Source organism: Mucilaginibacter sp. Mucisp73, assembly GCF_059491465.1.
Genome location: NZ_CP168507.1, coordinates 2,252,830 through 2,278,835, shown reverse-complemented (window position 1 = coordinate 2,278,835; position 26,006 = coordinate 2,252,830). Strand labels below are relative to the sequence as shown.

Genomic DNA, 26,006 nt, shown 5'->3' with positions numbered 1-26,006 from the left:
TGATAATAAAACTATTAAATGTGTTCCAAAAGCCACTTTATAGGAGTGATTGGCTTTGCCGGCTTCAGCCCAAACGTTTTGATGCACTTTTCGGAAATTAAACTAACGGCTTCTGCTATGTCATCAGTTATCAAATACAACTTCATATCACCAGGCCCTATTGTTCCATTAGCCTTCATGAGATCGATATGTTCAACAAGTTTGCAATAATATTCTTTACCGAAAATAATCACCGGGAAATCTTTTATCTTGTGTGTCTGGATCAGGGTAAGCGCTTCAAAATATTCGTCCAGTGTACCGTATCCTCCAGGCATAACAACAAAGGCAAAAGAGTATTTGACCAATAACACCTTCCTTACAAAAAAATGTTTCATGTATACCCATTTATCGAGGTATTGGTTAGGCTTCTGCTCTACAGGAAGCTGGATATTACAGGCAACAGACCGGCCACCAACATCCTTAGCTCCCCTATTAGCCGCTTCCATAAGTCCGGGCCCTCCTCCTGTCATAATTGTAAAACCGAGTTTCGCAAATTCGGCAGCAGCTTTCCGGGTCAGTTCATAATAAGGATGGTCCTCCTTAAATCTGGCCGAACCAAATACAGTAATGCAGGGGCCAATAAAATGTAATGCACGGAATCCTTTTATAAATTCCCACATTGTTTCGACCGTAAAACGTAGCTCTTTAAATCGCGAATGGGGCCCCTCCAGGAATGCGATCTCAGATTTATTGCTCTCTTTAGACATCACTAATTATAATTAAAACAAAGCTTTATCTTTATTCCATTTAACCCGCCGCAACATTGAATATATGCCAACGCCCTCTCTCTAATAGCAATTGGCCTTAAACTTTTCAATTTCACCATTAGTGACGTTACATGGCAAATTAATTAGGTCATCAGGTTTATTAACGATTCCATAGGTTTCGGTAGGCCTACAACTTGACAGAACAAACAGTGGGCTTACCATACATTACCGGCCATTATCAATATGACTTCATATTGCTTTTTTGAAGCTGCAAAGCACCTGTTAAGATGTGCTTGAGATTTTATAATATAACCCTGCTGCGTAAAAGTTTTCGATCCTAATTAACGGTCTGAAAACGCTAAAAATGTACGGCAGATAATCCCTCAGGCAGCACCAGCAACGGAATCTCTATATGATGTGAAAGTTTTTGGGTATAACTGATGCCAAAAAGCTTTTCAAGCGAATTTACTTTACGGTGCACCATAACAAGCATATCAACTGTGCCATGTTCGCTTAGCCAGTCGAGGCCATGCATTACATCTACACTTTTTATATGTCTGTAATAAACTTTACCGTAATTGGCTTTGCAGGTCACCTCCTTCAAAAAATCATCTACTTTACGCTTATCATCCCCCTCTTCAAATTTATCATCGGTAATATGTGCTATTAATAATTCGGCATTAAAATAATAGGCAAGGCTTGCCACCGAATGAATTAGTTCAATGTCGTTATCGTTCAAATCTGTAGCGAAAGCGATTTTAAATATGGGATGAAAATGAGCATTTGCCGGGATCAGCAAAACCGGGAAGGAAGCTTTATTGATCACGTCCTGTGTATTGCTACCCAAGAAAAACCTGCTTATGGCCCCGGCTCCCGACATGCCCATAACCACCATAACGCATTTTTGCTCTTCTACCACATTTCTGATTACATCCACCACATCACCTGTAGCACTACGCGTGTTTATAAACTCCCGATCGCCGACCGCTTCATCTGAGTGGATGTCATGCAATAATGCAGCCGACAAGCTTTGCAGTTCCTGCGTTGTCTCTTCTTTGAGGGAATTATAATCTTCGAGCGGCCAGGCCACCTGATTTGCCATCGGTGATTCGTCAGGTACTTTTATAGCATGGCATAATATTACGCCTGCTCTGATCATTTGCGCAATATTTACAGCATAACTTGCCGCATTTTTTGCCTGCGCCGAAAAATCTGTTGGAACTAAAATCGTTTTCATAATTTTTCAAAATCATAATTAAAACCGCTCACTTTGTTTTATTGACGGGTTTAAGGCCATAAAGCTGATTTTCGACCTTGCTGTCAAGGTTATATATATCTTCATATTTTACAATCTGGCCATCCACAATAGCAGTAGTGATATAAGTGATCCTGATTGGGACAGGCTTTTTAAGTTGAAAAACTTTAATTTCCCGATCCATCAGGGCCCGGTGCATGGATTTTATGTCTGTTTTATTTCCGGCTGCAGTTAATAACAATTTGGCAAGTTCTTCTCCCCGCTCAATTCTTATCGCCCCGTTACTCGTCGCTCTTTTTTGCTTCCTGAATAAATTCTTATCAGATAAACCCAACAACTCTATACCTGCCTTATTGCCGGGCATGAAATAGATGTAAGTACCATTTTTTTGATTGCCTGTTTTTTGTTTAAAAAACAGATTATACGGAATCATTTTGTCTCTCTGATTAGTTTTGGGATTTACAGCGCCTGTTCCGGTAGCAAAATCTGTAAGCGTACTTACCATTAAGGGTGTTGGTGTAGCAGGAGCCCCTACAACTATTTTGAAATCAAACGTTGTATCCGGCAGGACTAATTTTAATGTATAAGTTGGAATATTAATCTGGATATAAGTACTATCGTTTATTTCGGCCCACCGTAACCGCTCCATATTCACAGCAATTTTTCTCACATCGGCTTCCGGCGTTTCATAGCAGTCTCCCTCATAAAGCCCTTTAATCAAATGTAACTGATGTTGAAATATTGCGTACTCTTTGTTTAAAGGTTGCACTTTTACTACTGCATCCATAAAGGCTGGTAGTTTGAGCGCATTAGTTAATATTTCTTCGCTGTTAAAGCCGTTAATGGTTGCCCTATCAATTTTTGCTGACGGATAATATGGGTTCAGTTTGCCGAAATGCAGGTTATTCATAAAAGCGAGCATAGCGTCGGTGAGTAATATCTCAAACCGGGCCTTTTGCTTGTTGCTTACTTTACCGGGTTGTTCGAGTATGGTGTGCAACGTGGTATACTGCAGTTCTTTAGGATGATAATCTTCGTGCCTTAAACCAAATTGCAACACACAATCAATCAGGAGCATGGCAGCCCATGTTTTATTTTGATCTTTTTGTTCCACTGTCCATACCGGAGCAAAAGCCCGTTTTTCGTAAAACCGCTTAGCTGAAACAGGAAAATACAAGCCATTATTCAATGCCTTATCATTTAATTGCCCCGCGATCTGTGCTGAGATCGAAGTATCAGTTGTATTACGAATAATGGTTTTTCCTTGTGCATAGCTTTTTGACATGGCTCCTGCCGGCATAAAAAAAATGCACAAAACAAACAGCCAAATAAGGGTTTGTTTACTGGCGGCAAAGCTTATTTCAACTATTTTCATAATATCGTTTTTATGACGTAAAATTGCAATGCCTGGTAGGTTAAATTAGTGACGACGGTCATTTATCCAATTGATCCTGAACACTCAAAACAGTTTCAACTTTGTAAACTCAATATGGAAAGACAAGCACCGGGATGCCCACTTGCAAAGGAACGGAAATATCGCTCCCCTCGGTTCTCAACTGCTCACAATGAAATCGGTGATGTACAACCGCCAGCAGATCGGCATGCATATTATGTATCATAACATCAACAGCCCGTGACATATCACGTTCTTTTGTATTACTAAAAAACAGTCTCTCATAGCCGATTTTTTTACTTATCTCATCGCTAAAGAGTGTTAGCGCGTAGTTTTGTTCTATATGGGGCAAACCTTTTGCCGAAATATGAGCGAGTAACAGATCTGCCTGAAAGGCCTGGGCCAAAGAAGCAAGATGTTTCAAAACATTTAACCGGCAATATCGTAAATCAGCCGTGTAAACCAAGCGCTCAAAACCACCATCAAACTTCACGGGAACAAGCATCACCGGGCAAGATATCCGGTTTAAAACCGCCTGCACCTTAACGTCCCGATTAAATGGCGCCGATTCCGGTAACCCTTTTATAACCATCCAAACGCTATTCTTATTAATGTAAGCAATCAATTGCGCTTCCGTATCACTTGACACTTCAAACTCCTCAATCAGCGGTATATGTTCACCTTCTTTTAAGGACAAATTGACCGGTTGGCCCCGTGACGGACCGGGTATGTAGCCATCAGCGGCAACGTGCCCCGCCAATTGCAGTGCTTTAGAAAACGATGGTTGTTTTACCGGATATATCCGGGCCAAAACTAAATTAGCTCCAATGTGCTTTGCTATGTTGAAGGCAAGATGCGTGGCATTTGTAGCAGACGCAGAACCATCGTCAATTACCAGGATCGTTTTCATAGGCTGTGTTTTCAGGTTAATAATTGAAGTACAATAGCAAAATTAGGCATAGGCACATTTTATCCACTTGATGTAAATCAACGATTTACATGATTTTCCTCATACATTTTGCAGGCTTTATCCCCCACATTTATATTAAAAATGGTTATGAAAACAATAATTTCCCTTACTGATTTCTCTCCCAACGCAACACATGCAGCGCATTATGCCTTAAAACTGTCACTTGGTTTAAAAGCTGATTTGGTATTATGTAATGCTTGCCTGTTGCCAATTGATATACCGAGCCCTTATACCATCACATGGCCGATTGAAGAATATGACATGTTAAGCAAGGAAAGTACCGATATGCTGGAATTGCTAAAAAGCCAGCTTGCAACCTGGTCAGAAACTTTGAACGTCGATAATAGGTTCAATCCACGCATATCCATTAAGAGTTCTTTTGGAGACTTAAGTAACATGATAGAGGCTATATCCTCTACAAATGATATTGTCATGGTGGTTGCCGGCACTCATGACAAAGACGGCTTAAATACGCTTTTACAAGGGAACACGGTAAAAAACATGATGAACAGCTTTGATTTCCCGTTATTACTTGTTCCACCAACTGCAGGATTTAATGACATAAAACGGATCGCGTTTGCCACCGATTTAACTTGTACCAAGGATGATATATTTGCTCTTCAATCTTTAAACAAATTGATAGAACCACTCACTACGGAACTAATCCTAACATCAGTAAACAATCACCCGGACTATACTGACTTAAACGAACACTTTATAGAGCAACTACTTGATGCTATTGCCAATCAGGAGAAATGCTCTTTTTTGAGTAAAAGAATTATAAGAGCCGACAAAGTCGAGACTGGGCTTTCAATGCTTTGCGCAGACGAACGTATAGATATACTGGCAATGGTGCATCACCACTTTAACTTTATAAAACGACTTTTTCACGGTAGCCATACCCTTGAAATGGCTCAAAACATTAATATTCCGTTACTGATATTAAATGCGAAATAGAATTTAACTGCACATTACCGCATACGGGTATAATATCATCTTAAGCTATGATAGCGGTTTGCAGACAGCTATTACTATGTACGTCGGACAAAGAGGTTATTTAATTTTTTTATAAAACCATCTCTTGGCAAGTTCAGCCGATAGAATATATGCAGTAACAGTTGCAAGCATCAACATATAGTATTTCCAGGACAGTGGTACGAAACCAAATATTGACGCCAATGGCGAATATGGAATCATTAACACCAATAGCAATATTGCGATGGTAGTTATCGATAGATATCTGCCGGGAAGGCTTTTAAAGAATGACAGTCGGGTACGTACAACTAAAACAATTAAAACTGCAGAAACCACCGACTCGGTGAACCACCCTGTTTGAAAAACTCTTTGATTAGCATGCAAAATAAAAATGAGCACGGCAAATGTCAAATAATCAAAAACGGAACTCAATAAGCCGAAAACGATCATAAATCGTTTAATAAAACCGAGGTTCCACCGTTGCGGCGTTTTAAGATTAATATCATCAACCCTGTCTGAAGATATGGTCATTTCAGGAAAATCGGTCAACAGATTGGTAAGCAATATTTGCTTTGGCAACAAAGGCAAAAAGGGCAAAAATAACGATGCACCGGCCATACTAAACATATTACCAAAATTTGCACTGGTAGCCATAAAAATATACTTCATAGTATTTGTAAATGTTTTACGGCCTTCTACAATCCCGTCACATAATACATTTAGGTCCTGATCTAATAAAACGATATCAGCTGCCTCTTTTGCAACATCAACCGCCGAATTTACTGATATACCCACGTCGGCCGTGTGCAGTGCCGGCGCGTCATTAATACCATCTCCCATAAAGCCAACAACGTTCCCTGCTTTTTTCAATATGCTTATAATACGCTCTTTCTGGCTGGGTTCAACCTCCGCAAAAATATGGGTCAGGGGCGCCTTATGGCGCAATGCCGCACTACTCATATTACGTATTTCCTGACCGGTAAGGACCTGTGCGGATGAAAGCCCAAGCTGTTTAGCCAGGTTTCTGGCTACCGGTGCGTTATCCCCTGTAATAATCTTAAGTCTGACACCGAGATGCTGCAGCTTTTGAATAGTATCAAACATACCGGCACGCGGAGGGTCAAATAATGTTATAAACCCAAGGAAAACCATATCATGCTCATTTTCCCTGGTGAAAATTTGATCCGGACCAACTTCCTTATATGACACTCCAAGCGTGCGCATTCCCGAATCACTTAGAAGCTGATACTGAGCTAAAATCGCTTCTTTATGGTCGCCTATATCCGCAAGAATACCTGCCGATGTTTCAACCCGATTACAAATATCAAGAACCTGACGCACAGCACCTTTCGTGATGGCTATATTGGTTGCCGGGATTTTCACCTGTACTGTAAGCCGTTTACGCACAAAATCATATGGCACTTCTGTAATCGCCGAAAAATCCTTCGCTTCATTTCCCTCATAATGGGCAGAACAGATGGCTTTATCGATCGGGTTGACAAATCCTTGCTGGCAGCTGGCATTAAGCCAGGCATATTTAAAAACTTTATCGCTGGGTGCGCCTTTAAAATCAAGTGTCTCTTTTAAAGTTACTTTACCTTCTGTAATTGTCCCTGTCTTATCAGAACACAAGATATTCATGCTGCCAAAGTTTTCAATAGCGCTCAGCCGTTTTACAATCACCTTTTGGCTGGCCATCCTGCGGGCACCAACCGAAAGATTAACGCTAATGATGGCGGGCAACAATTGAGGTGTAAGCCCTACGGCCAACGCGAGTGAAAACAAAAACGAATCAAGCGCCGGCTTATGCAGCAACACATTAACGGCAAAGATCACCAACACTAACGAAAGCGTGATCTCCATTAACATATATCCAAATTTTCTTATCCCTTTTTCGAAATCAGTTTCAGGAATTCTTAATGACAGCTTATCTGATATTTTCCCAAATTCGGTTTGCTGGCCTGTTGTCACGATGAGTGCCTTTCCAATACCGCTTACCACGCTCGAACCCATAAAAAGGCAATTGTTGCGCCTGGCTAAGGGGGCGTCAACACTTTCAACTCCTGGATTTTTTTCTACCGGGTAAGATTCGCCGGTAAATGCCGCTTCATCAACAAACAAGGCCTCAGATTCTAAAACAAGGCCATCGGCAGGGATAATATCTCCCGCAGAAAGGCAAATCACATCTCCGGGTACAACAGCAGTTACCTCAAGCTCTGTCTTCCTGTTATCCCGTAACACGGTGCAGTGTAGCTGAACCATCTTTAACAGTTCACTTACCGCACTTGCTGCACCTTTTTCCTGCCAGAAACCAAGAAGGCTGCTGATCAGGACAATGATCATAATGATTAATGTGTCGGCGGTATCTCCCAGGGCTGCGGAAAGCAAAGCAGCAGCTATAAGCAACAATGTTACCGGGCTTTTAAACTGAGAAAATAATATGATCAGGTTATTAAATTTATTAGCTTTTTTTAATGTATTGGCGCCATATTGCTTAAGCCTTTTATTAGCTTCGGCAGTGCCAATACCTGTTGCCTGAGTTTCAAGGAGTTTAAATGCATCATTAATAGAAAGTTGCCAAAAATTACTCAGTTGATCATTAGTTTTGCTTTCCATCAGTTTGGGCTAAAAGAGGTTTAGAAAATTCTAAACAAATTGAGCCATTGCAAATTAAAAACCGAATGCTTCTGATCAGTCCGAAAAATGATTCAGGTCACTATTAATTATCAGAACATTTTAATAAACCTAAAATCTTCTGCCAATAATTATTTTAACAATGGCACGGTCCGAATTCGATGTAAATCCATAGCCAATTCCTCCGTTAAACTCCCATTTAGGGTCTACGTTGAGGTCCGTGGCTACAAACAACTGGTGATCTTGTTGTTTAATTGGGTCGTAGTGAAAAAATGGCCCGGTACTACCATAATATTCCAGGCCAAGGGCAACGGCTTTTGTTACATCGTAACTCCCTTTAACATTTGGTGAAAAAGTAAATCCACGGTTTTGATCGGGCCCCTTGAAACTCTTCTCGAGGGTAGGATTTAAGGATATATATAACTTGTTCCATTTTTTATCTACGATTGGCCTGATTTCCAGCGTGGAGGTATTTGCCGAGAACGCAGCCTTCTGAAAGCCAAACTCTGTAGATATGCTTACCCCCACGGGCCAGTTCCAGCTTGAAGGAGCGGCAACCCTGGGCCTGATGTGAGAGCCGACGTAAGCCGTCCGGCCCGCATCCCCAATAGAGTTAAAGATATAAAAACCTGTTTCAAACCAGGTTGTCCAACCATGAGTGATCTCTATCGTTTCATGTACAACATGGTTGGTAGGAAGTTCTCCGCTGGTTACAGTTTTACTGCCGTTTAAAGTATAATTGCTATGCAATTCAAACATTGTTTTACCCTTTTCAACGGTTTCAGAACCGTAAACCTGAATCTCATAATTATCTTGCGCCTTAAGTTCCAGGGCGTAAAACACTAAGATCAGTAAACATAAATATTTCATCAATAGTCGGTTTTAACTTGTATACAAATAGTATAGCGCTAAAACTATCGGGACAATCTGAAGTAAAATTGGAGTTAAAGCTTATGTATAAGAAACGTGACAAACGAAATTAAAAGGTTATGACAAACGTATGCTTTCCCGCGTCATACTGGTATTGGATGCCATACCCGTAGTGCTGGCAAATATTTTTAACCAGTGTTAATCCCAGTCCGGCACCTTGTGAATCTTTGCTTTTGTGAAAACGTTCAAAAATTTGTTGGCCGTTTAACGCGTTTGCAACACCGGTATTTTTTATCGAAAGTTTGTCTGGGTCAAGACCAATAAAAATTTCACCACCCGGCACATTATGGCGGATTGCATTACCAAACAAATTATTTAGTAAAATATCAATCAGGTATTTACTGGCCGATATCTGCTTCGGGTGCAGCTTATACCGGATAGTAAGGTTCTTATTTTGCATAAGTTCCTGAAATTGGAGCATTTTCCTTTCAAGTATTACATCGAGTTCAATCGATTCCTCTTCAACGATCAGCTTATTTTCCAGTTTAGCCAGCAGTAATAATGAGTGATTAAGTCGACTGGACTTGTTTACTGAGCTGTAAATATCTGCGATCTGCGCCAATTGCACTGCAGTCAATGTTTCGTCCTGTATTAGTGTATCCAATTTGGTGGTTACAACAGCCAGGGGTGTCATCATTTCATGTGATGCATTCTCTGTAAATTGTTTCAGGCTAAGATAATCCTGAGTTACCCTTAAAGACATTTCCCGTATGGCTTCATTAAGTTCTATAAACTCGTCCACCTTACTTGGCTTACCTTTAAACTGATCAACGTCGGCGATATTGAACTGTTTGATCTCTTTTAGGGTGAGCTGAAAAGGCTTCCAAAGGCCATTTAGCAAATATTTATTGGTTATAAAGAGTACCGTCAATAAACCGGCAAGTAATGCAAGCGTGATAATAGAAATGAGTTCGATCAGGTTTTTTTGCCCAACCCTCGAAATAGTAATTGTAACCTTATAGTTGCTGTTCTTTAACTTTACGAGGTCTTCTACGGCCCTACCTGCTTCCCGTCGCTGCTCTGCCGGGTTTAAATAAATAGTGTCAAAAAAACGCTTCTGTAACAGTTGCCTGTAAGTTTTAACAAATACAGCGTGATCGCGGTCAAGGTCATATTGCTGCGGATTGCCATTGTTGCTCCTGATATACTCTTCAGCCTCTGTTAACTGTTGTTGAAGCGCCCGATCAAGTTGCTGTGTGCCAATGTAATTTATAGCGAAGTAGTAAATCACGGCTCCTATCACTAATACAGCCAGGGTAATATAAAAACTCGTCCTGGTATAATGCTCTGACAGCCTCATCAATCAGTGAATTTATAGCCGAGTCCGTATATAGATGTCAAATAATCTCTTCCTCCCGCATCCAGAATTTTCCGCCGGAGGTTTTTAATATGGGTATAAATAAAATCGAAGCTGTCATACATGTCCATCTCGTCGCCCCAAAGATGTTCTGCAATTGCATTTTTTGAAATTACTTTACCTTTATTGGCAATAAAGTACAGTAACATTTCATATTCTTTTCTGGTTAATATTATCGTATTTTTATTAACCTCGACAGTGCGCCCCTGTATATCAATTGAAATTTCATTAAAAACCAGCTTGCTGCTGGTATTTAGCGCTTTCCTGCGATAAACAGCCATCAGCCTGGCTTTAAGCTCGGCTAAATGGAAAGGCTTGGTCAGATAATCGTCTGCGCCTATGTTGAGCCCCTTCAATTTATCATCGAGCGAGTTGCGGGCAGAAATGATCAGAACAGCTTCGCTTTTTTGTTGTGTGCTTAAGTATTCAAGTACGCCAAACCCTTCGCCATCGGGTAAGCCAATGTCAAGCAAAACACAGTCATAATCATAATCAGATAGCTTTTGCAGTGCGGGAGTCAATGCATTGCAACTTTCACAAATGTTACCGTCTACATTCAAATAACTCGTGATGTTTTCGCGTAAACCTTGCTCGTCTTCTATTACCAGTATTTTCAAAGCTTTTTAATCAAATTTAAAAATTGAAACTGAAGAGAACCTGAAGTATTACCCACACTACAGACTTACTTCAAAATCATCAGGTAATTTACAAACATTTTAAATGAGGATACAAATAACCCGATTCCAGTTAAAACAACCATGGCAATAATCCAACCTGATCATCAGCCCCTCACCCGCCGGGTATACTCAGCTCCCTTGCGTTTTTGGCATTGGGCAAACACAATAGTTATCAGTGGTTCATTAATTACTGTTTTGATCAATTCTACTATTACCGACAGAAGAACTATAACAAACATAATTAAAACGCAACTGCAAACCCAGGGCACTACCATAACCGATGATCAATCGGGCTCCGTTGCTCATGCGCTGGGGGATAGTGTTTGGAGCATACATACCTGGTTTGGTTATGTATTAGCAGGGCTATTGCTGTTCAGGCTCATCCTTGAACTTTTTCAAGTAACCGATCAAAAATTCATCCGCCGGATAAAGGACCTCTATAGTCAGTTTCATTCCACAAGAAAAGAGCGTGAACTTGCCAAACATGAGCTCATTGTGAAAGCCGTTTATGCAGCATTCTATATCTTACTTATTATAATGGCAGTAACGGGTTTATTCCTGGCATTTGAAGATCTGTTAGCGCCATTTAAGGCTATCAGGCATAGTGTTAAAGAAGTTCACGGCTTTTGTATGTACCTGATTATCGCGTTTATACTTGTTCATTTGACCGGCGTATTTTTGGCTGAGCGGAAAGATGACAAAGGCATTGTCTCAGACATGATAAACGGTGGTAATAATAACTAAATATCATTTTCCGGTAATCAGCTTTGCCATAATAAACGCTGCCCCCGCAGCAAGAGCTCCAATAATTACTACTTTTAACGCGCCGCTTAACGCAGGCTGGCCGGTCATCTTGCTTTTGAAATAGCCAAAAATGAACAAGCAAATTATTGTTACCCCGCATGAGTAATAAAGTGCCTCTTGCGCCTCATGAATAATAATATAGGGTGAAAGCGGGATGATGCCACCTACGATATAGGAAATACCAATAGTGATAGCACTTTGGGTAGCGCGGTTTGCATTAGGTTCCTCCAGGCCAAGTTCATAACGCATCATAAATTCAACCCATTGTCTCTTATCTTTTGCCAGCTCATCCGCTATCTCGTCCTGTAGATGATTTGAAAGTCCGAAATCTGCAAATACCTTCTTTACTTCTGCCTTCTCCTGTTCAGGTACACGTTCAACCTCATCATATTCCCGCTTCAACTCAGATTGATAATGGTCAACTTCCGTTCGGCCGGCAAGATATCCGCCCAACCCCATGGCAATAGATCCGGCTACTATTTCGGCGATACCCGCGGTAACCACCAGGGTCGACGAACTTACCGCCCCACTTAGCCCTGCTGCAAGCGCAAAAGGCACGGTTAAACCATCAGACATACCGATAACGATATCCCTGATGGTTTCTGAACTTGTTACATGATGTTCACGATGCATATGACTTTATTTAAACTTCATTGCTAAAGTTACAATATTTGAATTTAAACCCGTCGAGCGCATGTAATGTCCCGCCCTGATCTCCAGCGAATTGAAATGCTGCCATCCAAATACGCCGGTTGGCGGAGATAACCTGATGTTGGCACCAACAAAACTACTATGGAGTGTTGACAGGTCGTAATCGCTGGTATAATACACAGCGGTTGGGTCATGTTGCCCATAAGGTGCAAAGTATCTTGTACCCTCCTGATTATTATACCGGTAATAGGGACTTACCGATACAAAAGAGGTAAGCTTTATGGGTACCTCCAATTCGGCTGTGTGCGCCCGGATCCCCCAATTGTCCATGTAGTACCTGTAAAACGTTCTGATCACAAAATGATCATCCAGAAAATAATTGAACCTTACCGCAATTGGCAATTTATAACGGCTACCTGGCAGGTTTTCAACCCTTTCAGATCCATCGGTAAAATAATCACGTTGATATTTTGTTGCCAGTAACCCATGCTGATAGGACGGTTCGATAATGAACAAAGCCTGTAAACGCGTGGTAAGCACCTGCGAAATTGAAAACGACGTACTAAATGAATTGCGGGGGCTATGGTCTACCTTACCCCGCCCGTCCCTCTCTGATCCAGACCCATATCCTGGTGGCCTTAATTCAACCGGCAATATAACCTTCCATGTATCAAGAAACACCTGTCCCTTAAAATCAAACTGCGTGTTTTTATCTTTTGATACCCGGGTCAAGTTGATACCCCCACCGAAAGACTGGTAATCAAACTCATGTGAATAAGACCCGGTTAAGCCAAATGCATTTCCCGTTTTATCATTAGATACTGTCCAATTTAGCGAGGGGTATACACGGGTGTCCTGCCTGGATGCGGAAGAAATACTATAAGGATCGATCTTATCTGAAGAAGCGGACGTATAATGGTCAACACCTAATTCAAAAGTAAAAGTGTGTTTATTTCCTCCTATTCCATATTTGGATAATTGCAGATCGAAGGTATTAGCAAAATCAGTTAGTTTTTCTGTGCCGATGCCACCTGTAACTGCCGAGTTGTTACCATTCTGGTGGTAATAGGCAGATATGATGTTAATTTCATCAATTTTAAGCTTACGTGCCTGGTAATTGCTGCTATCTTTAACGGGCAAGGCTTTAGTTTGCGCATGCGAAGCAACTATTCCTAAATACAGAGCGGCAACGCATAAATATATTTTCCTCATTTCCGGCCGCCGTTTTAATTACATCCGCAGCCACCGCCGCTCTTTCCGCCATTTGCTCCTGAACCACCTTCACGGTACAATTGGAAACTTTGCTCAAACTTTTGCGATTTACGGGCTGATAGCTCCATCTCTGCATCATTAAGGCGATTTTTCTGATATGCTTTTACCGACATGCAAGATGTAAGGCCGAGCGCCGGTAAGCTACTTACCAGCATTAATTTAATCAGGGGTATTTTGTTCATGTACTAATTTTAATATTAATATTATTGGAGGTATAAAGGCGGTTATTGTCGTCGATGATCACACAGGCAAGTTGCTGTAGCTGGTTTACCAGGTCCAACCCCACGCTGATCCCCATTACTGTTACGGGTGTGGCCATAGCGTCGGCAAACTCCGCGCTCGGACAAATAATGCTTACGCTTTTAATTCCGCTTACCGGCAAACCCGTTTTAGGGTCGATGGTATGAGAATATTTTTTACCATTTATCACAGCGTACTTTTCATAGTTACCGGATGTGGCAATAGCCATATCGCTTATATTGAGCGTTGAAAACGGCGTCATCTGCTTATTCGGATCTGCTATTGCTATAGTCCATGGCTTACCATTAGGTTGCGTTCCCCAGGTAATCAGGTCGCCGGCTGCATTTACTATCCCGCTGTTTACTCCATTTTGCTGTAAAATGGCTTTCGCCCGATCAGCTGCATACCCCTTCCCTATTCCTCCAAAACCTATACGCATACCTTTTTCTTTAAGCATCACAGTCATGTGATCAGAATCCATGATCACATTTTTATAATTGATCAGTCGTACAGCATTTCGCGCGGTTTCGGCATTAGGCAGACTTTTCATATTTACATCAAAATTCCACAGGCTTTTATCAATTGATCCGTAAGTAATATCAAATGCTCCCTGCGTAAGCTCTGATATTCTTAGCGAACGCTGAATAAGTTGAAAAACCTCATGATCTATTTTTACCGGCTTTATTCCGGCGGCGGCATTGATCTGGTTGGTTTGGCTATCGTCACTAAACGTAGTTAGTAATTTTTCTATGCGGCTTATCTCCGCTACAGCCAGATCAATACACTTTGCGGCCCACTGCCCGTCATTACCTACAACGCTTATCTCAAAACGGTTACCCATCAGTTTCAGCACACGTTGATGTACGGTTGCCCCGCTGTCAATGGCTGTCATTGGACAAACGCTTTGATCTGGTCAATAAACTGTTCAGCGGATTCATTTGGATAACCGTCCCACTCTTTTAGTACCTTACCATGTTCGTCAACAAGCAGCGTAAATGGGAACTTACCGTCAGGATTGTATTTATCTGCAAGCGCTTCATTTAACTGTACCTGCTCCTTGCTGAGTTGATTTTTCTTTTGGCGGGGAAAATCAGCCCTTACCAAAACAAGTTTATCTGCAGCGAAATCATTAAATTTTTCGGATTCCAAAATATCTTTCCGCAGCCGGATGCAAGGGCCGCACCAATCAGAGCCGGAAAAATTTATTACTATGAGCTTATGCGACGTTGCCGCTTCCGTCTGCGCTTTCTTAAAATCACCAAGCCATGTAACCGGCTTGCCTGTAAACAACAATAATGAGATGATCAGTAATTTCATTTTATCAACGGGTTAAGAGAATATCCGCAACGAGGTGCCGGTTAAAGTTGTTTGATATACGGTAAGGTTGCGGTTTGCAGGCGAATTTTTAACAACTCCGGCTTCGGAGAAAGCGGAACCATGATTATTGCAAAAAAACTGCCGTTCGCTGCTCTGATAAATAAGAGGATAGCTTTCATGGGTGCAGGATTGCTGAACAGCAATATAGCTGCCGGTTGTTGTTTTAGCCACTATTACACCTTTTGAGGCAAGATAGCCACCGTTCACGAGTAAAGCCGAGTTTGCCGAAAGGCTAAGATCAAGTGTAAAATCTACGCCGGTTGGCCCGGTGATACCTGCCGACGCATTGTCGGATTTTTTACTGCAGCCCATACAGTTAATCAGCGCGAATGACGCCGCCGTAATTCCGGCAATTGATAGAAATTCTTTTCTGTCCATAAATTTAAGATCGGGGTATATCAATAAATCTCAACCAACTTAAACAAGCCTCCTGAAGGTAAATCTCTGCGTAAAGCAATTCAGCTTCAGGTGCGTTTATTTAATTATTGCAATAGTATCTTTACATTCTGTAGTTTACATGAAATCACGGGTATTTAACAGATTTTAACAGATCGCGAATTTTAAAACAAACCTCCCACATATCAGGACCTCCTTAAATATCCGCCATTTTCAAATAGTGATATATATCATTTATTTACCTGACGACCAGCATCATAAAAAAATAAAACAACAGCAATTTTGTGCTTAACATAAGTAGGTTAAAGCAGAAAATATGAAAGCATTAGTTTATCACGGCCCGGGTCAGAAAGCCTGGGAAGAAAAGCCCAAACCGGTACTGCTGTCAACAAGCGATGCCATTGTAAAAATCCTGAAAACAACGATTTGCGGCACAGATCTGCACATTATGAAAGGAGATGTTCCTGAAGTTGCCGATGGCAGGATCATCGGGCACGAAGGCGTGGGTGTGATCGAAGAAGTGGGAACCACTGTCAGTAATTTTAAGCCGGGCGACCACGTGATTATATCCTGTATCACATCTTGCGGTAAATGTACCTACTGTAAAAAGGGCATGTATTCTCACTGTACAGATGGCGGTTGGCTATTAGGGCACCTGATTGATGGCACTCAGGCAGAATATGTTCGTATCCCCCACGCCGATAACAGCCTTTTTCTGGTACCCAGCGGCTCTGACGAAGAAGCATTGGTGATGTTAAGTGATATACTGCCTACGGGCTTTGAATGCGGCGTATTAAACGGCAAAGTACAACCTGGAGATACTATAGCCATAATAGGTGCCGGCCCGATCGGGATTGCCACTTTACTTACCGCACAATTTTATACACCTGCGGAAATTATCATGATCGATCAGGATGATAACCGGCTGAATGTGGCCAGGAAATTCGGTGCAACACAGATTATTAATAGCCGCAATGAAAATACAATTGAAGCGGTAATGAAACTCACCAACCAAACCGGCGTTGATGTGGCGATAGAAGCTGTCGGCATTCCCGAGACATTCGAGCTGTGTGAGGCGATTATAGCCCCCGGCGGCCGTATCGCCAACATTGGCGTTCATGGAAAAAGTGTCCGCTTACACCTGGAAGACCTGTGGTCGAAAAACATTACTATCACGACCAGGCTCGTGGACACAGTGACTTCACCAATGTTGTTAAAAACAATACAATCAAAAAAAATAGCGCCCGCCAAACTAATCACACATCGTTTCAGATTAGATCAGGTGGCAGAAGCATACGATACATTTGGCAATGCAGCCGAAGCGAAAGCGCTGAAAGTTATTTTAAGCTCTTAAACAACATGCATATACGTGCCGAATAAAACAACATCACAACCGTTAAACCTCGAATAATTATGGAAAAGATATTAGTTACAACAGATCAATCCGCTAATTCCAAAGCAGCTATCCGTTTTGCGATTAAACTGGCCAGCCGGCGTAAGGCGGAATTAATCATCCTTCACGTATACCATCTTTTAAAGCCCTTCAAATGGACAGACCACGCTTTTGCGGCGTATACCAATGAATTCAGGAAAAAAACGACAGAAGAATTGTCATCATTTATTGCAGGCATCTATCGTGATATCGATGAACACGAAATTAACTACCAATTAGTTTTGGTATCCAATATTGATGTAGTTGATGGCATCACGGACTATGCCAGCAGGAACCGTTGTTCTTATATCTGCATCAGTACCCGTGGGGCGGGCACTATTGCAAAAATATTCGGCACGCATACCGCAAAATTGATCAGCTGTTCGACTGTGCCTGTTATATGCATACCAAGCGCATACCATTTAAAAGAATTGAAACACATCCTGTATGCTTCGGATATGACCGACTATGAAAACGAATTAAAAGAAGTTGTCGACTTTGCCAGGCCAATTGGTGCCAGTGTCGAGATGGTACATATCGCCTATCCTAATGAATTTGCTTTTGACAAAGAGTTGGCTGAAGCCACTTTACAGAAAAAAAATAGTTATAAAATTAGCCTTTTAAACCTGCAAAGAGATGTCAACAATAATTTACTGGAAGATATAGATCACGCTGTTAAGATCAGCAAACCGTCCCTTTTGGTCTTATTCACTCATCAGTCCAGATCTATGCTTGAAAAACTATTTTTCCCTTCTAATGCCACAGAATATTCCTTTTATGGAAGGGTTCCTTTACTCACCTTTAAAAAAAAGGAGGGCAAATAATTTTGCCAAGGTCCGCTCCTGAGTAGCGGTAAATAAAACCATTTTCAGCATGTCCATGAAATACCCGATAAATCAGCCGTTTTCGTTAACAGTTGAAGAAGTTGCTAAATTGGTTCAAGCCAACACCGTTGAGGGGATTACTTATTATGAAGCAAAAAAGCGCACCCGTGTTTATGGCTTAAATAGCTATAAAACTCAAAAACAAAAAAGCCTCTGGTTAATTCTGCTATATCAATTCAAAAACCCCATCGTCTATCTTCTTATAGCCGGATCTCTCGCTTCACTTTACTTTAAAGATATTTTGGAAACGGCAGCCATCCTGGCGGTTATCTTAATTAACGCGCTGATCGGCTTTTTTATGGAGTTTCAGGCACGCAACTCTATGAATGCGCTAAAAAAAATGGATATAGTAACGGCAAAGGTTATCCGTGGTGGTAAATCCAGATCGATCCCCTCCGAACAATTAGTACCAGGCGACCTGATTCCACTCGAAGCTGGAGATATTATCCCCGCCGACGGCCGTTTAGTTGCTGTAAACCGTTTACAATGCGACGAATCATCGCTCACCGGCGAGTCCCTCCCTGCTGATAAAACTATTGAAACATTAAAAAAAGACACCGTTGTTGGCGACCAGCATAACATGGTTTTTAAGGGTACCTCAGTTACTAACGGTAACGGTAAAATGGTAGTAACTGGTATAGCGGCAAATACACAGTTGGGCACAATAACTTCGCTTGTAGAAACTTCGGTAGATATAATCACCCCGCTGGATAAAAAGCTGAATAGGTTAAGTCGGAAATTGATCTGGGTTACACTGGTCATGACCACAATATTTTCGATAACCGGATTTATCCAACGCAAAGCCATATTAACCATTATAGAAACATCAATTGCGCTGGCAGTGGCAGCTATACCGGAAGGCTTACCTATCGTTGCTACCGTCGCGTTATCCTATGGCATGCTATTGATGGCCAGGCGTAACGCAATTGTCAAGAAACTATCTGCCGTAGAGACGCTGGGAAGCACCGGGGTTATTCTGACTGATAAAACCGGGACCCTAACCGAAAACAAGATATTCATAGATACTTTGGCGTTTCCGGAAGAAACCGTAAAAGCACAAGTAGAAAACAACCTGTTGAAATTTCCTAACGGAGTAGTTAAAAGCGCCGAAAATCTGGACAAACTATTTTTAACCGGTATTTTATGCAATAATGCTGCTATTGAAGAAAAATATCCTGAGCCGGATCAACTTTCCGGCGACCCTGTAGAAGTTGCGTTAATAAAAACGGCCATTGCAGCGGGTTTAGACAACCATTTGTTAAACAAACAATTTGTACGTATTGCAGAAGTACCCTTTAGTTCGGAGATCATGATGATGGCAACTTTGCATAAAACATCGTCAGGATACTTCACTGCTGCCAAAGGCTCGGTTGAAAGATTACTGGATAAATGCAATTATTTACAGTCGGGTGCACACATCAAAATACTTGATAGCGCATCCCGTAAATCCATCCTGCTACAATCGGAGAAGATGGCGGCTGAAGGACTGCGGGTGCTGGCATTTGCCTACAGGTCGGGTAACAACTTTGATACGCACAATTATTTAAATGACCTTGTTTACGTTGGAATGACCGGCTTTCTTGACCCACCGAGGGTAGATATTAAAGGTGCTATGCTTAGTTGCAGAAAAGCAGGCATCAGGGTAGTGATGATCACTGGCGACCACCCGAAAACTGCTTTAAACATTGCCCGGAAGGTAAGCTTAATTGATGAGGACGACAAAGAGGTAATTACCGGCACTGAGTTACCACGGGCCGAGCTATTGACAAATGATTGGCGGCAGCGTATTTTGGCTACTGCTGTTTTTGCAAGGGTTTCACCCAAACAGAAACTGGAAATCGCTCATGTATTTCAACAAGCCGGATCAATAGTTGCAATGACAGGAGATGGTGTAAACGATGCCCCGGCATTAAAGAATGCAGATGTGGGTATTGCAATGGGTATCAGAGGCACCCAGGTAGCGAAAGAGACGGCGAGCATTGTTTTGAAAGATGACTCTTTTACTTCAATCGTTCAGGCAGTGGCGCACGGGAGGGAGATTTTTCAAAATATTCAAAAGTTTGTGGTCTACCTGGTATCTTGCAACTTAAGCGAGATATTCATTGTCACAGTTTTAGGCGTAATCATACCTGGCGCCACGCTATTGCCATTACAAATTCTGTTCCTGAATATGGTGACAGACATATTTCCTGCATTGGCGCTGGGCTTAGGTACTGGGGATAAGACTGTGATGTCCAGACCGCCAAGAGCACCAGGAAAGGATATCATCACCAACAAAAAGTGGCTTGCAATTGCATTGTATTCGGCTTCAATCACCTCAACTGTGGTCATTGCGGTTGTTTTTTGCAAAGTAGTGCTGCATAGTGATGATCAAACCTGCAATAATATCGCGTTTATCACTCTTACCCTTGCTCAACTATTTCACGTATTCAACATGTCTTCGGAGGGCTCAGGATTTATAAATAATGAAATTACCCGGAACAAATGGATATGGATTGCCATTTTGATTTGCAGCGGTCTTCTTTTACTGGTTTTTGCACTGCCCGGCCTGCGTTTAGTATTAGGGTTATCGCAGCTATCATTTAAGTTGTGGCTGTCCGCTACAACAGCCAGCCTGTTACCATTAGTTGTTTTTCAGGGCTACAAGGCTTTCCAGAAAATATATAGCCGAAAGAGTTAAACGTGCATCTGGCTCTTTACAGGCCGCTCATCGCCTAATAATACACCCCATTGCCTATAATTTTCGCTGCGGTCAAACACGATCTTTAAAATGGATAGTACCGGCATCGCCAGGAACATGCCCGAAAGCCCCGCCATGCTTCCGCCAATAATAATACCAACGATGGAAACAAGCGGATTAATTTTTACCTGCGACCCTACGATACGCGGCATTAAAATATTGTTATCCAGAAATTGTACTACTGTAATAGCTCCCAATACAATCAGCACATCTGCAATACTATCTGACGAAGCAAGCGTTAACAGCACACCCAGAATATTGCCGATCAGGGCGCCCAGGTACGGGATCAGGTTCAGAAAAGCGAAGATAATACCAATGAGCAGTGCATTTTGAATATCGAAAAACCATAATAGGCCACCTAAAAGAACAATGATATAGGTAATCTGTATCAGCAGCCCCACAAGATAACTTTTAACCATTTTTTCAGTTTGCCTTACAGCTTCCTCCACATTCAGATAATCCTCTTTTTTAAACCACATCAGCAGAAATTTCAAAAAAAGGTTCCTGTATAGAATGATCAGGTAGATATAGATCGGCAATAATCCAATAAATATAACCATGCCAGACAAAGATCCAGCCGCGCCGCTTAAAACTCCGCCTAAAGAACTGAATAACTTTTTGCTTTGCACATTAATGAATTTCACTTGCTCTGCCGGGGAATATCCAAATGACTTGCTAATCCAGATACTTAGGTCATCCAGGTGTTTGGCCACGGTACGTTGAATCTGCGGAAAATCATCTACCAAAGCACCTATCTGACTGGAGAACAGCCAGATGATCAGCGCCACGATGACCGTTAATAACAATATTGGCAAAAAAACCGCAATAACCTCCGGCACTTTTAGCTTCCTGAAAAAACGAAAGACGGGTAAAAGCACCAGGCTGAAGAAGAACGCCATCAACAAAGGCATAATGATCGTATTTCCAGCGATGATGATGGTTCCTAAAACAAACAGGCCAATTAGTTCTATGGCCCGTTTCACGGTTATCGGCATTTCTTTTACCATGGGAGCAGTTTTACACTTTTAGGAGCGCGCTTTTTTTTATTACCCAATATAAGCCTTTTATATCGGTTTCCCATTTCGGAATAATAAGTACGTGCGATTCCTCTAACAAATCAAGGATGGTTAAGCTGACAATAATAATGTCAAAAGTAAGGGAGCCGTCGATAACCTATAAAAGGTAATGGCATTTACTATATAATAACTCCGTTATGCGTGAGGTTGACGAGTATAACGCTATTCAATCATTATCATTTCTCTGTTTTAATGGAGATATCGTATCAGTTCTGATTTCCGAATGCCTGATTTGTCCGCCTAAATAGCCAGTCCTTGCAATCAGTCCAAAGCTTATCAAGGATACAGCGAGCACTATTAACGCTATACGTCTAACCTGTGATGTATTTTTTAATGTCGCAAAAAGCCCGATCAGCGAAACCCCACCTGTAAGTATTAAAGCGATCAAAGATACCAGGGCGGCCTCCTCATGATCTTCAATGAGATATTTAGATATCCCTTTTAAATGTTCAATGGTTTCTTCAGCACCCTCGCCGGTTGCATAGGCTATACCGGCCCCAATTGCTGAGACAATCAAAACATTATAGGCAGCGATTAGTGTACCTTTGTTCCTTTTCCATATCCCATGGATCAGGACAAATGCCCCCAAAGCCGTACCAACGATAGGCAGGTGGGTGATCAGCAGGTGGATGTGTGTTTGGTTCATGACTTTTTTGTCAAAAGTGATCAACTATTAGCACTGTTTAAATAATAGTAATCAAGCCAATAAATGATTAAGATCATTTATTGGCGGGTGTTGAAGGGATAGCTTTACAATCTAAAGAATTACACCATGAAGACGATTCTAATGCTCACTGACTTTTCGATAAATGCAGACCACGCCGCAAAAACCGCCGCAAAAGCTTTGAGGAATTTAAATGCAGATATACTGCTTTACAACACTTATTATGACCACCCTATACTTCCTACATATGCCGGTGGCCCCTGGGTGGTAGAAGAATTCGTTTTTCGTAAAGACGAAAGCGCGGCACGACTGGGCCAATTGGCTATTCAACTAAGGCATATTATTGCAGATCTGAGTACAGAAGGCGTTGAACCTAAAATTGATTATCAATTTGGTGAAGGTTCACTTGGCAGAAATACAGCGGCGGTTATTCAGGAGAACAATGTTGACCTTGTTGTAATCGGCAGTAGTACAGACAGCTCTTTAGACCACTTGATCTTCGGCAGAGATACGATGCAGGTGATAGATCATTCGTCCTGTCCCGTATTGATCATCCCGCCAACAGCAGATTTAGCCCGGCTAAAAAAAGTAACGTTAGCCACGGCTTTCGAACTGGCCGATATCAATGCAATCAATTACTTAACCGGCTTACAAAAACAGTTACACTTTCAACTGGAAATTGTCCATGTATCCGCCATAGAAGAGGAGGGCGATCCTGTAAAAGAAAAGGCTTTACTTAACCATATTGATGCAATCAATATGGATAATATAACCTTTCAGGAAATAAGGGGAAAAGACGTGATTAAACGATTAAATAGGTTATGCAAAGATAACGGATCGGATATACTTGCACTTGTTCATTATCAAAACTCTTTTTTGTCGGGGCTGTTTGACAAGTCTACAACGGTGGCCGCTTTGGACAACCAGCATTTACCTCTGATGGTAATTCCGGCTGAAATGGTCTGATCGACTCGTGACTAACTATTAGCTGATCAAATAAATGGCAATAAATAATTTCGATATACAGGGCCTGAGCGAACAGGAAGTACTTGCGGCGAGATCTAAATACGGAGCTAACAGCCTTTCGTTTAAGCAAGAAAACGGGTTTGTTAATGCGTTGATAGGATTGACAAAAGAACCGATGGTAATCTTATTGTTGGTTACCTCATGTATTTATTTTATTAGCGGAAAGGCCGGAGACGGTATTTTTTTAGCTTCAGCAATTGTACTCGTATCAGGCATATCTTTATATCAGGACTCCAGAAGCCGGAACGCGCTCGAAAAATTGAAGGATTTTTCGCAACCTAAATGCAAAGTGATCAGGCACGGAGAAGTTTTAGAGGTAAAAAAAGAAGAACTTGTTATTGGCGACAGCCTGATGGTAGAGGAAGGCACTTTTATTACTGCTGATGGTGTTATTGAACATTCCAATGATTTCTCAATCAACGAAAGCATTCTCACAGGCGAATCCCTGGCTGTTTTTAAAGACAAATCCTCTGCAGACAATCTGATTTTCAGTGGCACAACAGTAGCAAGCGGACTGGCCATTGCAACCGTAACGGCAATAGGTAATCAAACACGATTAGGTAAAATTGGCGGGAGCCTGGAATCTATAGCGGAAGAAAAAACACCCCTGGAAATACAGATCAGCAATTTTGTAAAGAAAATGGTGATCGTGGGGGTTATTGTGTTTCTGACGGTGTGGGGAATAAACTATTTTCATTCGGCAAATATCTTAGACAGTCTCCTTAAGGCGCTTACACTGGCTATGAGTATCCTGCCCGAAGAAATTCCCGTTGCGTTTACCACCTTTATGGCGCTGGGGGCCTGGCGGCTTATGAAAATTGGCGTCGTTGTTAAGCAAATGAAAACGGTGGAGACTTTGGGCAGCGCATCGGTGATATGCACTGATAAAACCGGTACGCTAACCGAGAATAAGATGAGCCTGGCGAAAGCGTATGTCCTGAAGGAAGATTGCATTTATAATCTTAATGAAAAGCTATCTACCGGCGCAGTAACAGAGCTAATCGCGCTTGCCATGTGGGCCAGCGAACCGATCCCTTTTGATCCTATGGAAGTTGCCCTGCACAATGCTTACACTCAGACCGATCTGGCAGATGAGCGTCCGGATTATAAAATGGTCCACGAATATCCGCTGGGCGGCAAGCCGCCGATGATGACCCACCTTTTTGAAAATGGAAAAGGGAATCGCATTATCGCAGCCAAAGGTGCACCTGAAGCATTGATCGGCGTCAGCAACTTAAATCAACCCCAGAAAGAACATGTGACTGCTGCAATAGCGGCTTTGGCTATCGAAGGTTACCGGGTATTGGCCGTAGGGGAAGCAAGTTTTGTGGGAAGTGATTTCCCTGCTACACAGCAGGAGTTTCATTTTGTATTCAAAGGGCTGGTTGCATTTTATGATCCGCCCAAGAAAAACATCACTACTGTACTACAGGGCTTTTACAAAGCTGGTATCAAGGTTAAAATCATCACAGGCGATAATGCAGAAACTACCGGTGCTATCGCGAAGCAAATTGACTTCCGTGGAGCAGACCAATGTATCAGCGGAGACATGCTGATGCAATTGTCAGAACAGGAACTTAGGGAGAATGTGAAGAAAGCCAACATTTTTACCCGTATGTTCCCGGATGCCAAGCTAAAGATCATTAATGCTTTAAAAGCCCAAAATGAGATAGTAGCTATGACCGGAGACGGAGTTAACGACGGCCCCGCGCTGAAAGCGGCGCATATAGGCATTGCGATGGGAAAAAAGGGCACAGAGATAGCGAAGCAGGCTGCCTCATTAATTTTATTGGAGGATGACCTTTCAAAAATGGTTGATGCTGTAGCCATGGGCCGGCGTATCTACACCAACCTAAAAAAAGCCATACAGTATATTATTTCCATTCACATCCCTATCGTATTAACGGTATTTATACCACTGGCCTTAGGTTGGATTTATCCGAATATTTTTTCACCGGTGCATATTATTTTCCTGGAACTGATTATGGGGCCGACTTGTTCGATCATTTATGAAAACGAGCCCATAGAAAAGAATGCCATGTTGCAAAAGCCACGTCCGTTCAGCACTACTTTTTTTAATTGGAAAGAGTTGGCGACCAGCATAGTACAGGGGGCAGCCATCACAATCGGAACACTCACGGTCTACCAATATGCCGTAAGCAAAGCAGCAGATGAACAACTGACCCGTACCATGGTATTTACCAGCCTGATATCGGCTAATGTTTTGCTCACCTTAGTCAATCGTTCGTTTTACTACTCGCTGTTAACAACTATCAAATATAAAAACAACCTCGTACTCCTGGTTATCGGGCTTACAATCTTTATATCATCTTCACTGATATACATCCGCCCTTTGGCAGTTTTCTTTGGTTTCAACTCGCTAAATATGAGTGACCTGGTGATCAGTATTATTATAGGGTTTACCTCCGTCATTTGGTTCGAGCTTTATAAAGCATGGTTACGTAAGGGCTCAGATGTAAAAACCTCGTGATAGAAAGTACGCCGAT

Annotated in this window: 23 protein-coding genes; 7 read left to right on the top strand and 16 right to left on the bottom strand. The window is 41.9% G+C overall.

Going from position 1 to position 26,006, the window contains the following annotated elements:
• Window positions 1–14: 14 nt before the first annotated feature.
• The 4 genes from ACEN82_RS09645 to ACEN82_RS09630 form a co-directional block, all read right to left on the bottom strand.
• Window positions 15–659: an LOG family protein gene (locus tag ACEN82_RS09645; protein ID WP_413320905.1), complete on the bottom strand. Its 645-nt coding sequence runs from the start codon at window positions 657–659 to the stop codon at window positions 15–17.
• A 445-nt stretch (window positions 660–1,104) separates the two neighbouring features.
• A complete protein-coding gene (locus ACEN82_RS09640; RefSeq protein ID WP_413320906.1) occupies window positions 1,105–1,983 on the bottom strand; it encodes a universal stress protein in 879 nt (292 codons plus the stop codon).
• Window positions 1,984–2,011: 28 nt separating this feature from the next.
• Window positions 2,012–3,376, bottom strand: coding sequence for a L,D-transpeptidase scaffold domain-containing protein (locus ACEN82_RS09635; RefSeq protein WP_413320907.1), 1,365 nt, complete (start codon window positions 3,374–3,376; stop codon window positions 2,012–2,014).
• A 109-nt stretch (window positions 3,377–3,485) separates the two neighbouring features.
• Complete coding sequence (locus tag ACEN82_RS09630) at window positions 3,486–4,304, bottom strand: universal stress protein (RefSeq protein WP_413320908.1); 819 nt, start codon at window positions 4,302–4,304, stop codon at window positions 3,486–3,488.
• A 147-nt stretch (window positions 4,305–4,451) separates the two neighbouring features.
• Here ACEN82_RS09630 and ACEN82_RS09625 point away from each other — a divergent pair, with 147 nt between their 5' ends.
• On the top strand, window positions 4,452–5,321 hold the full coding sequence (locus tag ACEN82_RS09625; RefSeq protein WP_413320909.1) for a universal stress protein: 870 nt from the start codon (window positions 4,452–4,454) through the stop codon (window positions 5,319–5,321).
• Window positions 5,322–5,417: 96 nt separating this feature from the next.
• Here ACEN82_RS09625 and mgtA read toward each other — a convergent pair whose 3' ends face one another.
• From mgtA to ACEN82_RS09605, 4 genes are all read right to left on the bottom strand, one after another.
• A complete protein-coding gene (gene mgtA / locus ACEN82_RS09620; protein ID WP_413320910.1) occupies window positions 5,418–7,955 on the bottom strand; it encodes a magnesium-translocating P-type ATPase in 2,538 nt (845 codons plus the stop codon).
• Between the two features lie 129 nt (window positions 7,956–8,084).
• Window positions 8,085–8,843, bottom strand: a complete 759-nt coding sequence (locus tag ACEN82_RS09615) for a hypothetical protein (RefSeq protein ID WP_413320911.1) — start codon at window positions 8,841–8,843, stop codon at window positions 8,085–8,087.
• 109 nt (window positions 8,844–8,952) lie between these two features.
• Window positions 8,953–10,203 (bottom strand): sensor histidine kinase, encoded by a 1,251-nt coding sequence (locus ACEN82_RS09610; RefSeq protein ID WP_413320912.1) that lies wholly within the window; start codon window positions 10,201–10,203, stop codon window positions 8,953–8,955.
• Window positions 10,203–10,877: a response regulator transcription factor gene (locus tag ACEN82_RS09605; protein WP_091164237.1), complete on the bottom strand. Its 675-nt coding sequence runs from the start codon at window positions 10,875–10,877 to the stop codon at window positions 10,203–10,205. The genes ACEN82_RS09610 and ACEN82_RS09605 overlap by 1 nt, the downstream gene beginning before the upstream one ends.
• A gap of 141 nt (window positions 10,878–11,018) precedes the next feature.
• Here ACEN82_RS09605 and ACEN82_RS09600 point away from each other — a divergent pair, with 141 nt between their 5' ends.
• Window positions 11,019–11,681, top strand: coding sequence for a cytochrome b/b6 domain-containing protein (locus ACEN82_RS09600; RefSeq protein ID WP_413320913.1), 663 nt, complete (start codon window positions 11,019–11,021; stop codon window positions 11,679–11,681).
• Window positions 11,682–11,684: 3 nt separating this feature from the next.
• Here ACEN82_RS09600 and ACEN82_RS09595 read toward each other — a convergent pair whose 3' ends face one another.
• Genes ACEN82_RS09595 through ACEN82_RS09570 form a run of 6 tightly spaced genes read right to left on the bottom strand, consistent with a single transcriptional unit; the run spans window position 11,685 to window position 15,659 of the window.
• The gene (locus ACEN82_RS09595) at window positions 11,685–12,374 is read right to left on the bottom strand and encodes a VIT1/CCC1 transporter family protein (protein WP_413320914.1); all 690 of its coding nucleotides are present in this window, start codon (window positions 12,372–12,374) and stop codon (window positions 11,685–11,687) included.
• A gap of 6 nt (window positions 12,375–12,380) precedes the next feature.
• The gene (locus tag ACEN82_RS09590) at window positions 12,381–13,604 is read right to left on the bottom strand and encodes a DUF3570 domain-containing protein (protein WP_413320915.1); all 1,224 of its coding nucleotides are present in this window, start codon (window positions 13,602–13,604) and stop codon (window positions 12,381–12,383) included.
• A gap of 14 nt (window positions 13,605–13,618) precedes the next feature.
• Entirely contained in the window at window positions 13,619–13,846 is a 228-nt protein-coding gene (locus tag ACEN82_RS09585) for a DUF4266 domain-containing protein (protein WP_413320916.1), read from the bottom strand.
• Window positions 13,843–14,796, bottom strand: coding sequence for an FAD:protein FMN transferase (locus ACEN82_RS09580; RefSeq protein ID WP_413320917.1), 954 nt, complete (start codon window positions 14,794–14,796; stop codon window positions 13,843–13,845). The genes ACEN82_RS09585 and ACEN82_RS09580 overlap by 4 nt, the downstream gene beginning before the upstream one ends.
• Window positions 14,793–15,221: a thioredoxin family protein gene (locus ACEN82_RS09575; protein WP_188832382.1), complete on the bottom strand. Its 429-nt coding sequence runs from the start codon at window positions 15,219–15,221 to the stop codon at window positions 14,793–14,795. Before ACEN82_RS09575 ends, ACEN82_RS09580 begins: the two co-directional genes overlap by 4 nt.
• A 12-nt stretch (window positions 15,222–15,233) precedes the next feature.
• On the bottom strand, window positions 15,234–15,659 hold the full coding sequence (locus ACEN82_RS09570; protein ID WP_413320918.1) for a QcrA and Rieske domain-containing protein: 426 nt from the start codon (window positions 15,657–15,659) through the stop codon (window positions 15,234–15,236).
• A 334-nt stretch (window positions 15,660–15,993) separates the two neighbouring features.
• On the opposite strand from ACEN82_RS09570, the gene ACEN82_RS09565 reads away from it, so the two are divergent.
• From ACEN82_RS09565 to ACEN82_RS09555, 3 genes are read left to right on the top strand one after another with little or no spacing between them, the layout of a single operon-like run.
• Window positions 15,994–17,031 (top strand): zinc-dependent alcohol dehydrogenase family protein, encoded by a 1,038-nt coding sequence (locus ACEN82_RS09565; RefSeq protein WP_188832384.1) that lies wholly within the window; start codon window positions 15,994–15,996, stop codon window positions 17,029–17,031.
• A gap of 59 nt (window positions 17,032–17,090) precedes the next feature.
• Entirely contained in the window at window positions 17,091–17,933 is an 843-nt protein-coding gene (locus ACEN82_RS09560; protein WP_413320919.1) for a universal stress protein, read from the top strand.
• A 55-nt stretch (window positions 17,934–17,988) separates the two neighbouring features.
• Window positions 17,989–20,673, top strand: coding sequence for a cation-translocating P-type ATPase (locus tag ACEN82_RS09555; protein WP_413320920.1), 2,685 nt, complete (start codon window positions 17,989–17,991; stop codon window positions 20,671–20,673).
• Here ACEN82_RS09555 and ACEN82_RS09550 read toward each other — a convergent pair.
• Entirely contained in the window at window positions 20,670–21,740 is a 1,071-nt protein-coding gene (locus ACEN82_RS09550) for an AI-2E family transporter (protein WP_413320921.1), read from the bottom strand. The two genes, ACEN82_RS09555 and ACEN82_RS09550, sit on opposite strands and share 4 nt — an antisense overlap.
• Window positions 21,741–21,975: 235 nt before the next feature.
• Window positions 21,976–22,455, bottom strand: a complete 480-nt coding sequence (locus tag ACEN82_RS09545; protein WP_413320922.1) for a DUF2231 domain-containing protein — start codon at window positions 22,453–22,455, stop codon at window positions 21,976–21,978.
• Window positions 22,456–22,581: 126 nt separating this feature from the next.
• On the opposite strand from ACEN82_RS09545, the gene ACEN82_RS09540 reads away from it, so the two are divergent.
• Window positions 22,582–23,439 carry a universal stress protein gene (locus tag ACEN82_RS09540; RefSeq protein WP_413320923.1) on the top strand — a complete coding sequence of 286 codons (858 nt, stop codon included), beginning with the start codon at window positions 22,582–22,584 and terminating at the stop codon, window positions 23,437–23,439.
• Between the two features lie 34 nt (window positions 23,440–23,473).
• Window positions 23,474–25,990, top strand: coding sequence for a cation-translocating P-type ATPase (locus tag ACEN82_RS09535; protein ID WP_413320924.1), 2,517 nt, complete (start codon window positions 23,474–23,476; stop codon window positions 25,988–25,990).
• Window positions 25,991–26,006 lie beyond the last annotated feature (16 nt).